10 protein-coding genes are annotated in these 10,602 nt (G+C 67.1%); 1 reads left to right on the plus strand and 9 read right to left on the minus strand.

Annotation, left to right across the window (positions count from 1 at the left end; genetic code table 11):
- Positions 1 to 198: 198 nt before the first annotated feature.
- From QZ271_RS12600 to QZ271_RS12640, 9 genes are all read right to left on the minus strand, one after another.
- Complete coding sequence (locus QZ271_RS12600) at positions 199 to 381, minus strand: hypothetical protein (RefSeq protein ID WP_291432006.1); 183 nt, start codon at positions 379 to 381, stop codon at positions 199 to 201.
- 146 nt (positions 382 to 527) lie between these two features.
- Positions 528 to 1,448 carry a hypothetical protein gene (locus QZ271_RS12605; protein WP_291432008.1) on the minus strand — a complete coding sequence of 307 codons (921 nt, stop codon included), beginning with the start codon at positions 1,446 to 1,448 and terminating at the stop codon, positions 528 to 530.
- Positions 1,445 to 1,780, minus strand: a complete 336-nt coding sequence (locus tag QZ271_RS12610) for a hypothetical protein (protein WP_291432010.1) — start codon at positions 1,778 to 1,780, stop codon at positions 1,445 to 1,447. The genes QZ271_RS12605 and QZ271_RS12610 overlap by 4 nt, the downstream gene beginning before the upstream one ends.
- Before the next feature lie 4 nt (positions 1,781 to 1,784).
- On the minus strand, positions 1,785 to 2,264 hold the full coding sequence (locus QZ271_RS12615; protein WP_291432012.1) for a hypothetical protein: 480 nt from the start codon (positions 2,262 to 2,264) through the stop codon (positions 1,785 to 1,787).
- Between the two features lie 136 nt (positions 2,265 to 2,400).
- Positions 2,401 to 3,735 carry a hypothetical protein gene (locus QZ271_RS12620; RefSeq protein WP_291432015.1) on the minus strand — a complete coding sequence of 445 codons (1,335 nt, stop codon included), beginning with the start codon at positions 3,733 to 3,735 and terminating at the stop codon, positions 2,401 to 2,403.
- On the minus strand, positions 3,732 to 4,784 hold the full coding sequence (locus QZ271_RS12625) for a hypothetical protein (protein ID WP_291432017.1): 1,053 nt from the start codon (positions 4,782 to 4,784) through the stop codon (positions 3,732 to 3,734). The genes QZ271_RS12620 and QZ271_RS12625 overlap by 4 nt, the downstream gene beginning before the upstream one ends.
- Positions 4,785 to 4,927: 143 nt before the next feature.
- Positions 4,928 to 7,567, minus strand: coding sequence for a TraC family protein (locus QZ271_RS12630; RefSeq protein WP_291432019.1), 2,640 nt, complete (start codon positions 7,565 to 7,567; stop codon positions 4,928 to 4,930).
- Positions 7,564 to 7,920, minus strand: coding sequence for a hypothetical protein (locus tag QZ271_RS12635; RefSeq protein ID WP_291432021.1), 357 nt, complete (start codon positions 7,918 to 7,920; stop codon positions 7,564 to 7,566). Before QZ271_RS12635 ends, QZ271_RS12630 begins: the two co-directional genes overlap by 4 nt.
- Before the next feature lie 11 nt (positions 7,921 to 7,931).
- On the minus strand, positions 7,932 to 8,312 hold the full coding sequence (locus QZ271_RS12640) for a hypothetical protein (protein ID WP_291432023.1): 381 nt from the start codon (positions 8,310 to 8,312) through the stop codon (positions 7,932 to 7,934).
- Positions 8,313 to 8,410: 98 nt separating this feature from the next.
- Here QZ271_RS12640 and QZ271_RS12645 point away from each other — a divergent pair, with 98 nt between their 5' ends.
- Complete coding sequence (locus QZ271_RS12645) at positions 8,411 to 10,381, plus strand: hypothetical protein (protein WP_291432024.1); 1,971 nt, start codon at positions 8,411 to 8,413, stop codon at positions 10,379 to 10,381.
- Positions 10,382 to 10,602: the final 221 nt, after the last annotated feature.

A 10,602-nucleotide genomic window follows, 5' to 3' on the forward strand; every position in this document is an offset into this window, starting at 1 on the left:
CATTGCGAGATTCCGGGAAGGCGCCGGAACCTCTCCATTCCCGCTTCAACGTACTTCCTCTGCTACGCGCTCCGCGCGGTTTATCTAAAAGATAAACGCAGTGTACTTAACAGCACGCGGGCAGCGTTTTCGTTCCACCCGCCGTTGTCCCCGGGAACCCGCCCGACGCAGCGGTGCTGACGAGTGCTTGGCAGCGGCTCACCAGAACGGCGGTCGCGCCGCGTCTCTGTGCACACGGTCAACCTCACGGAACGCGAGGCCGGCGAGCACGCCGAGCAGCTGGAGCAGGAGCAGCAGCAGGCCAGCCAGGAGTGTCAGCGCGCGCCAGCTGATCCAGACTGCACGCCTGAGCATGGTCACAACGTCGTGGTTGGTTCGCATCTGTCTCACCTCATACGGATTCCGATTGAATGGGCTGCGAAGCCCATTCAATCCGAGCGGAGCGAGTAGGAGCAGGGCGGGTTCCGGACGTGGAGCTGGCAGATCGGTGGTGTTCCGATCTGTCAGCGAAACAAACGGAATCCGTATCACACCCTCAGTTCCCGGTACGCCGGCACCTGACCCTGGCGGTGCCGGTCCATCGCCTTGGGCAGATCGTACAGGTGATACACACCGCGCGCCGCGACGATGACCAGCCACCGGAAGATGGGCGGGTCATACACCGGGCTCAGCGCTTCGTTCTCGACCAGGTCCTGGAACGTGTTGCCGTGGGCTGTGGCCACGGTCTTCACGCCCAGCTTGGAGGCCTGCCGGATCACGCGGGCGTCGTCCGCGTACCCGATCTCATCCACGACCAGCACGCGCGGGTTCAGGCTGCGGACCGCTTCCCAGATCACGTCGGCCTGCTGCGCCTTGATGGCCACCTGCACCCGGTCGGCGTATCCGATGCCGGGGTGCGCGCGGCGGCCGTCGCCGCTCAGCTCAGCGCTGGTGTCCACGATGACGCAGAACGCGCGGATCTGCTCGGCGATCAGCCGGGCGATGTCACGTTCCAGGGTGCTCTTGCCACTGCCGGGCGTGCCCATGATCAGCAGGCTCGCGTCCTCGTCCAGGTAGGGCTTCAGGGGCCACGCCACGCCCTGCAGGAAGCGGCCGACACGGACGGTGACGCCCTCGATGGTCCCGTCGGCGTTCCGGGTGCGGTACAGGCGGTGGCAGGTGCCTTCCACGCCCTTGCGGCCGTCATCGCGCCAGTTCATCACCTTGGCGTTGATGTCCAGCAGGTGATCGTTGTCCACGGTGATCTCGTCGAACACTTCCCAGCGGTCACCCATCAGCACCATCAGCGGCCGCCCGTAGCGCAGTTTGATCTCATCGACCATGTCCATGATGGGCCGCAGCAGCCCCTCGACGTCGCCCGGCAGGAACCTCAGCAGGGTACCCACGTCATCGGTGATGCGCTGCACATGCTCGCGTGACAGCGCGGGGGCAGCAGTGAGGGTGGTCACTCCGCGTCTCCGGCGCCGCGGCGGCCTGTGGCCACGAGTTTGAGCAGGTCGTTGCTGGCGGTGAGCGCGCGGGTCTGCGCTTCCGTGGCGGCCAGCTGGGCGCGCAGGGTGTCACGGATGGTCAGCAGCACCCTCAGGGTGGCCACCACGGCGAAGATGAACAGCGCCGCGATGATGCCCCGGGCGTCGAAGAAGGGCAGCGCCACGCCCAGCAGGGTCAGGGCCAGCAGCAGCAGCAGGTACGGGCTGCGGATGAGGCTCTGCACGAGCCTGGGCAGCAGGGCGCTCCTGCGGGCGGGAGTCAGGTCGGCGTCGTGGGTGTGGGTGGTCATGGCGTTACCTCCGGGTCAGGCGGCTGAGGGCGTCCACGGGGGACAGGCGTGTGGCGAACTTCAGGGCTGAGGTGAACCACCCGGCGTACACGCGGGTCTGGGCGGCACTGGCCGCGGCGGGGGGCGCGGATGAGGCGCGGCCCAGGTTCGGGGCGGCGTAGGCCACGCCGTCAATCAGGACGATCCCCACCGGGCTGTTGACGTTGGCCTCGAACACCGGCACGCCCGCGAGCGCCAGGCTGGGCACGTAGCTGCTGGAGGACCTGGTGAAGTACGGGACGGTCAGCAGCAGCACGCGCCGGCCGTAGTTGACCTTCGCCTGCCGGAAGCACTCGGCGAGGTCCGCGGACTCCAGGGCGGGCAGGTAGGCCACCACCTGCACGCGGCTGGTCGTCATCTGAAGGCACAGGTCCTGCAGGCTCAGGCTGCCCTGGGCCTGGGTGGTCCCCAGGCTCAGCAGCAGCGCAGGCAGGAGGCGGCGCATCAGACAGACTCCGACTGAATGGTTGTTTCAAGCCATTCAGTCCGGGCGGATGCGAGTGGGAGCAGCACGGGTTCCGGGCGTGGAGTTCGCAACCCGGTGAAGTCCCGGGTTGTGAACGGAACAGACGGAATCCGCGTCACTTGCCCTTCATTGCTTCGGCCACCCCGCCGAGGAAGGACGCGAAGCGGCCTGGTGTGGCCAGCATGATCCCGATGGAGACCATCATGCCCACGATGGAGACGCTCAGGCCCCAAAACGCGCTCTGGATGGTGTTGACGATGCCGTTGAACAGGTCAGAGATCACGCCCAGCCGCTGCGTGAGCACGTCCGACATGCCGGTCAGCAGCCGCTCGACCCAGCCGCCACCCTGCACCTCGGCGCACGGATCGGCCTGCAGGTCACCTGCGGGCGTGGCCGCCTGGCAGTTCGCAACGCTGTCCAGCGCCTGCTGCTGCACGTCCTGGGAGGCGCGGGTGGCCTCATCCTGCGCCTTGACCCGCTGAATGCTGAGGTGCTGGGCGTAGTAGTCCATCGTCTTCGCCGGCTCGACGAACGACTTGTTGAGACTGACGGCCAGGAACAGCGGCAGCAGCAGGATGGTGAACCAGGACGCGAAGAACGTCCCGAACACCGTCCAGAGAATCCGCGTCGAGCCGAAATTGATGGCCGCGAAGCCCAGCGGCAGCACGTAGATGCTGGCCAGCACCAGGAGCCCGGAGACGGTGACCACGAACGAGTACGCCATCAGGATGTAGTTCAGGAAGGACATGGCGACGTTCATCTTGCCGAGCACCTGGGCGCCACTGCGGAGGCTGGCGGTTTCCAGCCTGCCCGCAGTGCCGGCGGCGGCAAGGCCCGCGCTGATCTTCTCGCCCTTGGCGGCCAGGGCCATGCCACGCGCGGAACGGATCGCCACGCCGGTTCCGCCGGGGATGGCCACCAGGGACGCGCTGGAGACCACCTGGCCCATCAGGGCGTACATGCCCGCCTGGGCCTCCTCGATCCGCACGTCCATGTCTTTGGCGAACGTGCGCCGTGACCAGTCGTACGTCGCGCCCCACTGGTTGAACATGATGGCGCTGAAGGACCACGGCACTTTCGTGCCGTTGGCGAAGTTGAAGCACAGGCCGAGCATGAGGCCGCTGACGATCATGTTCATGAACGCCCCCTTGATGGCGGTCTCGCTGGCGATCACGGCCGCGCGCCACAGGGAGAGGGCGAAGCCCACCACGGTCAGGACGCCGGCCAAGCTCAGCACGTAACCGGGCAGGTTGGCCTTGCGGGGAATGTCGGCGTAGTCACGCAGGGTGGCCACGGGGTCGCCGAGCACGAGTTGCTGGTACCGGTTGAACCGGCTGTGCTCCAGGTACTGCGTGATGGAATCGGCCGGGTCCGGCACTTCCTGCTGCGCGGACGTCTGCCCCAGCGTGAGGGCCATGAGCATGATCAGGAGTTGCAGGGCGCGGGTCATGGGGCCAGGTCCTCCAGGATGCGGGTGGTGCTCACGTCCGGGTCGAGCATGCTGGACGCGGTCTGCACGTTGCGGTCCACCTGCTGCGCCACGTCGCGGGCCTCGTTCAGGGTCTGTTCTGCCTGCTGTTCGAGGTACTGCTTGAGTTCGTTCTCGGTGTCGGTCTGCTGCGCCTCGGCGCGGGCACGCGCCTGCGCGAGTTCCGAGTTGTTCAGCACGCCCTGCCTGGCGATTTCGGACAGCAGGCTCAGCACGGACGTGTTGTACACGGCGTCCGACTTCATGGCCTCCGTCATCACCCTGGCCTGGGCCACCGCGACTTCCCGCGTGGACACGGCACTTTCCGCGCTCCGGTACAGCTCGTCGGCCTGACCGGTCTGCACGCCGTTGCCGATGGTGCCCATGGCGTTGCTCATGGCTGGCGCCACGGTGTCTTCGATGGCCTTGATGCTCTGTTCCTGCACCTTCTTGACCCGCATAGCGGTGTCAGCGGCCTTGAATTTCTCGATGGTCTGCCCGAGGCGCCCCGCGGTCTGGGAGGCGTTGAAGATCGGGTTGACGTCCGCGAAGTAATCCGCCAGGCCGCCTGGGGTGCTGCCGGGCAGCCCCTGGTTGTCCTCCGGGGCGTACTGCCCGCGCGTCAACAGGGCGTTTTTCATGGCGCCCAGCATGGCGTTGCGAAAGTCGCGGTAGGTGCCGCGCATCATGTCGTTGAGCTGATCAACCGTTTCGTTCAGGGAGCCCAGGCCCAGCTGCCCGGTCAGGTAGGAGGCCAGTTCCGTCACGTACCGGCCCATGACGTCCTGCGCGAAGCCCTGCCAGTCACCGTTGATGATGTTGTTGCTGATGAAGGTGTACATGCTGCTGACCGTGCACACCCATTGCAGGTTGCGGTCGCCGCCGTACTGGATGCCGCCGGATTGCCCGCCGCCGTTCACGTAGGTACAGGCTCTCTTCAAGGTGCCGCCCAGGTCGTCCCAGGTCAGGGCCTGAGCCGGCGCCGGGGCGGTCAGCCCGGTCAGGGTGGCCGCCAGGATGACGGCCCGCACGCGGCGCTGGTGCGTGGAGAGACCGGGTTCATCCGATTCCCGAGCGACCGGGACGGCACCGGCCGCTCGTCCATCTCCTGAACACCGGTCTACCTGGCCACTCCCTCCGGTCGGGTTCGTCTTCGACTCACCGCACACCCTGGTCATACTGCCTCCTCGTCCAGAATGGCCTGCACGGCGTCTTTGAGGTTGCCGTACCGCTTCAGGTACTCGTCCCGTCTGGCCGCCTCACCGGGCTCGCTGGTGAGATACCAGTAGCTGCGGCGGGACTCCTCGACCTTGATGATGTCGCCGTTCTTGGGGCCATCCTTGCTGCGGTAGATCAGGGCCCACTCCTTGTAGCCCCGGCCCTCCCTGAGCAATGAAATTTCACGGCTCACGCTGCCTGGGAGCTTGAGCACGTCTCGGATGACCTGCTCACCGCCCTCCAGCCGGCCCAGCAGGTACCAGTAGATGGCTTCTTCCATGCCGGAGATGCGGTTCATGTCTTCGAGCGTCTGGGTGGCCAGGCCGAAGGCGAGGTTGCTGCTGCGGGCCAGGCGCAGGGTGGTGCTGACAAACGCCCGGTCCTCCTCGGTCTGGATCTGGCTGCCGAACTCGTCAATGAAGGCGATCTTGCGGACGCTGCGGGGCAGGCGCCGGGCAGCCTGCCAGATGCGGTCGTTCACGATGTGCAGCGCCACGCGACGCATCTCCAGGTCACTGTCGGCGATGCCGCTCAGGTCGTAGTACATGAACTGGGCGTGGGTGTTGACGTTGGTGGGCCGGTCCAGGACCGGTCCCCAGGGGGAATCCTCGCCCAGCACCGGCCGCAGCCGCAGGGCAATCGAGCGGGCCAGCGCCCGCTGTTCCCCCGCAATCGGCCCGCCGTCTCCGTACATCTCCATCGCGTTCAGGGTGGCGGCGAACTCGCTCAGCAGCGGGGAGCGGCCTTCACGCTTCACGCGGCGGTAGGTCTGACCCAGAGCCTCCAGGATCAGGGCCTTCTCTTCGCCCGCCTCGCGGCTGTTGCTCGACGGCGGCACGAAGTACCGCACCAACGCGAGCAGGAAGGCCTGCTTCACCGCGTCTGGCTTCGTGTCCCCTTCCGGCAGGTCCATCGGGTTGAGCTGCGTCGCGGCCCCTGGATAGAACGGCACCACGGCGCTGTTGTTCTTCTGATCGTCACTCAGGCTCCGGATGAAGAACTTGAAGTCTTCCTTGCGGTCCACCACCGTCACGAAGGGGTCGTGCATGCGGATGTGGGCGCTCAGCAGGCTCATGACCGTGAAGGTCTTGCCGTACCCGGTTGGGGCGAAGACGGCGAAGTGGTTGGCGTTCGTGGGCCCGGTGAAGAAGTCCACGTTGGCCAGGGTGTTCTGCCGGGTGCGGACCACCCAGGTGGGCCGGTCACCGCCCTTCCACGGGGCGACCGGGGGGAAGAAGTCAGCGGCGGTGGTCTCGGTGGCCTCGAACAGGAACGGCCCGCGCTGCCCGTTGAAGGGAATCAGCGAAAACCACTGGAAGAGGCTCTGGAAGTCGTGTTTGACCAGTCCGGCGCCGGGCACGCTGGCGCACGCACTCACCGCCGATTCCCTGGCCTGCCGCAGTTCCCCGGCGCTGTCGGCGATCAGCACCAGCGTCAGGCCGACGCGGTAGGTGTGGTCGCCGGTGGACGTCAGGTGCTTGATCGTCTGGTTGAGGTCGCGCAGTTTCGCCTGGGCTTTGACGTTCGGGGCTTCTTTCGTTCCTGACCCCATCTGCGAGAAGAGGCGGTTTTTGGAGACTTCCAGCTTCCTGTCGGTGTCCACGGGGTCGTTGTGGTCGAACTCCAGCACCACGTAGTAGGTACTGGCGTCCAGTGCCTCCAGCACGCGTGCGAGCATGCCGGTCACGGTGCGCTGCGGCACCCGCGCCAGGCTCACGGTGCCCACGTGCTTGGGCCGCCCGGCCGGGCCGATCCGCAGGTGGCTCATGTCCTCGTTGTTCACCGGCGTCTGGAACAGCTGCTCCCTGAGGGTGAACTGCCGCTCGCGTGGACGGTCGCCCTTTCCCCCGGGCGGGGTGGGCGTCACGCTGACCCGCTTCTCTGGTGGCACCCAGCTGGGCAGGCGGCCGCTGGCCCGGCCGGGATTGAGGTAGCGGTAGGTCAGCCTGAACATCTCGTTGCTGGACATGCGCCGTGCCTCGTACCCCGCCCCCCGCAGGAAGCCCAGCAGGCTTGCGGCGGCGGCATCGGCTTTGCGGACCGTGGCGACCAGCTCCTCGGGGGTGGGGGGAGCGGCCCTGCTGTACTTCGCGGTGGCCCTGGACGTGCAGGTCATGAAACAACGCCAGCGTTTCACCAGGTTCTTCTGCCGCAGCCCCTCCAGGTACGCGTACCGGTCCTGCGCCATGAGGTTGACCAGTTCATGCCCGCTCTCTGGCACGTCCCGGTAGGGGTGCAGGTCCTCGGGCGGGGCGGTCTGCACCTCGATGTAGAGGCGGCCCCGCTCCTCCCGCGCGACGCCCTGCTGCAGGACGCCCTTCACCATCTGGTGCAGCTCGGCCAGCTTCTGGCTGGTCTGGAAGAGCCGCGAGGGCGGCTCGAGTTCCACACCCACCTCGGTGCAGGGTATGGCCCGGCCGCCGGGCCTGTCGAGGAACATCACGCCGTCCAGCAGGTCCCAGTGCGGCTGCTCTCTGAGCAGGTTGCCGACTTTGAGCGGTTGCCCGTCCTTTCCGAGGCGGCCGACCCGCGCCGGGGCAGCCGGGCGGGTCGGTCCTGGGGGCGCGGGCGCACGTTTGAAGCGGAACGTGGTCACGTGACCTCCTCGTCAAGTTCTCCGGGCCGCACCCGGTAGAGCGGGGTCGGGTCAGGATCGGGCTGCACCTCGTACAGGTCAGGCCTGAAGTACCAGTTCATCATGTGGGTCGCCATGCGCGGGTAGGGGGAGAGCAGCCGCTTGAACAGCATCAGGAGCACGTACACCACGGCCAGCACGATCCCCGTGGTCAGCAGCTGGAAGCCGCTGGACGCAATGAGCTTCCTGGTGACGTTGATGGTGATGAAGAACGTCAGGCCCAGCACCGCGATGTCGGTCGCGTCGAAGAACGCGATCAGCGGGGCCCGGCTGTCCGTGCGGTGCGCCTGGTGGGTGAGGGACTGCTCACTCATGGTCTGTGTCCTCAGCAGCCGGTGATGAACAGGCCGGCGATGGTGGAGCAGCAGAGCACGGCCACCATGCCGATGAAGCCGCGTTTGAGGGCCACGGTGGAGTCCATCTGGCCGAAGTACTGGTTCCAGCCCCAGATTGCCACGCCGACCGCGAGCGCCACCCCGACGAAGATGGGGTTGGTCACGAAGCCCATCAGGCCCGAGCCGTTGGACCCGCAGACACCGTTTTTGATGATGTCGGAGGGATCGTTTTTCCCGCCCGAGGTCGCCGCGAGCGTGGGGGACAGCGCGCCGGTAACCACCATCATGGCCACCACGAACCGCTGCCACCGGGCCCTGAGGACCCGCAGAACCATCCGGGACACCGCTGCCATCCTGTTGCCTTCTGTCATCGTTCCCTCCCTGTCACCCCATTGCTGTTGCCACCTGGGCGTGGGGCATCCGGAGTGTAGATGATGCAACTTTATAGATCAACTTATATAATCAGCGTATGACGACGACCCTGAAGCGCGACGCCTACCGCGACGCGGCACGTCAGATCAGCGAGGCCCTGGGCGAGCCGGTCCCCGAGGCGGACTCACCTGATCTGGACCCGTTCCTCGAGCGGATGCACCTGGAACACCCCATCTACGCCGAGATGCTGGAAGACGCCCGCCCCAGGCCGCCTGCACCGGAACCGGAATCCGACGACCCCGGCAGCCCCCCGCCGGGCTCCAGGGCGAGGGCGCGGCGGCTGCGCGCCCTCGCCACGGAACGCCTGTGGTGGCGCAGAAGCACCTTCGGCAAGCTGGTACTCAACAAGCGGCGGGGCGCCGTGGTCCTCCTGACGGGAACCCTGCTGATCTTCGGGGTCTACACCGCGACCTACTTCGCCAAACCTGTCAGCAGGAACGCGGGCCTGCTGACAGGGAAAACCGCCAGCGGTGGGAAAACCCCCGGCGAAGTGAGCGGATCGGACCAGCCCACCGCCGCCCAGGTTGCGGCCGCCACGGACCTGTCCAGTGGCGCCGCGGGCACCGCCCTCGGATCGCCCCCCACCAGCACGGCAGACACGGAGGCGCGTCCGCCGTCTGAAGCGCCCAGCGCGGGCACACCCGGCACACCGCCGCCCTCTCCTTTTGCGAACGTTCCGCCCCCACCTGAGGAGGCGCCGCCCGTCTTCAGCACGCCACTGCCCAGCGGCAGCGTGCCCGTGATCCTCCCGGACAGCCCGCCTGCACCCACGCCCATTCACCCCCCGGCCTCCAGCGTGACGCTGCCCACCACCCCCGGTCCGGCCGACATGGGCCGCCCCCTCCTTCTGTCGCCTGGGCCTGGCTCCAGCTTCGGCCAGGGAAGCACAGGCCGCGCCAGCAGTGGACCCGTCACAGGGGCAACCAGCACTGGACGTGCCGTTCAGGGCAGCACCCTTCAGGCGGGTACCAGTCCCCTTGGCAGCGTAGGCGTCAACGGGGACAGCAGGCCAACGGGCGCAGGGGCAGCGCCGGCGGGACAGGTCGTGTACGCCAGTCAAGGCCGCGACGGCATCGCTATGGCATCGAATAACGCGTCCAGCGTCGTGTACCGCACCAGCCGCCCCGTGACCACACCACCCACCCCGGCACAGGGGCAACCCAGTGCAGTTCCCAGTGCCGCCGTCGGCCCTGAGGCCAGCGCAGCACCCACTCCGGATGACTTCTTTGGCGGCGTGCCCGCTTCGACAGGCACCGCGCCCGCCGCAGAGGCGCAGGGAGCAGTCGCCGCGCCAGTGGCCCCAGCTGGCGGAGGCGTGGTGTACGCCGGCCGGGGGAATGCCAGTGCCCGCCCGGAGACCAACGTGATCTACACGGCCAAAGCGCAAGCGGGGGCGCCCACGACCTCCGCTCCGGGCAGCGGCAGGGATACCACTATAATGACCTCCAACCCGTCCACCAACGCTGCAGAGTCCGCAAAAACAGGCCTGCACCCTGTCTCTGCCGTCCCAGCCCGGCTGATCACGGTGCTGGAAGCGCCCCTCGGGCGGCCCATCCCGGCCGTGGCGGAATCGGAGGCGGGGATCTGGGTGGGCACCGCGCAACCCAACCCGGAGACCGGGCGCATGGACGTGGTGTTTGACCGCCTCATCCAAGGTGGCCGCACGTATCAGGTGCAGGCGCTGGCCTACGACCCGGCCTACCAGCTGGGGCTCAGCGGGGCCGTGCAGGACCGCTCCCCGGCCTTCCTTCAGGACGTGATGCGCTCGGCCCTGAACGGCCTGAACACTTACGCGCAGGACCTGGCCAGTGCCGGGAGCACCACCATCCAGGGCGGTGTGGCCGTGCAGAACCGCAACGCCCCGCCCCTAGCGGCCGTGCTCGCCGGGCAGATCGGACAACTGTTCCAGCTGCCGCAGGGCGCTCAGAGCGTCATGCGCACCATGCGGATTGAACGTGATACGCCGCTCCTCGTCATGCTGGGCGTCTCGACGTCCCAGAACTACTGATCCCGGCTTTGATTCGTAGCGCAACGCAACGACAGTCAGAGTTCTGGCGAACTCAGGAAGCCAGCAACTATCCCGACTGGTCTCAAGCGCCTCGATACTCTGGCACGCTACTAATTTCTGCAGGGATCAATAAGCAAGAATCAGCGTAACTGCTCAGCAGGGGACGATCAGACAGAGAAATTGGGCATGAGCATATCCCCCGTGAACACGCTGACCAGTCC

This window comes from Deinococcus sp. (assembly GCF_018260555.1).
Classification (GTDB): domain Bacteria; phylum Deinococcota; class Deinococci; order Deinococcales; family Deinococcaceae; genus Deinococcus.

Coding starts and splice junctions, on each gene's coding strand:
- QZ271_RS12600 (WP_291432006.1), bottom strand. CDS start 381: ATGCGAACCAACCACGACGTTGTGACCATGCTCAGGCGTGCAGTCTGG.
- QZ271_RS12610 (WP_291432010.1), bottom strand. CDS start 1,780: ATGACCACCCACACCCACGACGCCGACCTGACTCCCGCCCGCAGGAGC.
- QZ271_RS12615 (WP_291432012.1), bottom strand. CDS start 2,264: ATGCGCCGCCTCCTGCCTGCGCTGCTGCTGAGCCTGGGGACCACCCAG.
- QZ271_RS12620 (WP_291432015.1), bottom strand. CDS start 3,735: ATGACCCGCGCCCTGCAACTCCTGATCATGCTCATGGCCCTCACGCTG.
- QZ271_RS12635 (WP_291432021.1), bottom strand. CDS start 7,920: ATGAGTGAGCAGTCCCTCACCCACCAGGCGCACCGCACGGACAGCCGG.
- QZ271_RS12640 (WP_291432023.1), bottom strand. CDS start 8,312: ATGACAGAAGGCAACAGGATGGCAGCGGTGTCCCGGATGGTTCTGCGG.
- QZ271_RS12645 (WP_291432024.1), top strand. CDS start 8,411: ATGACGACGACCCTGAAGCGCGACGCCTACCGCGACGCGGCACGTCAG.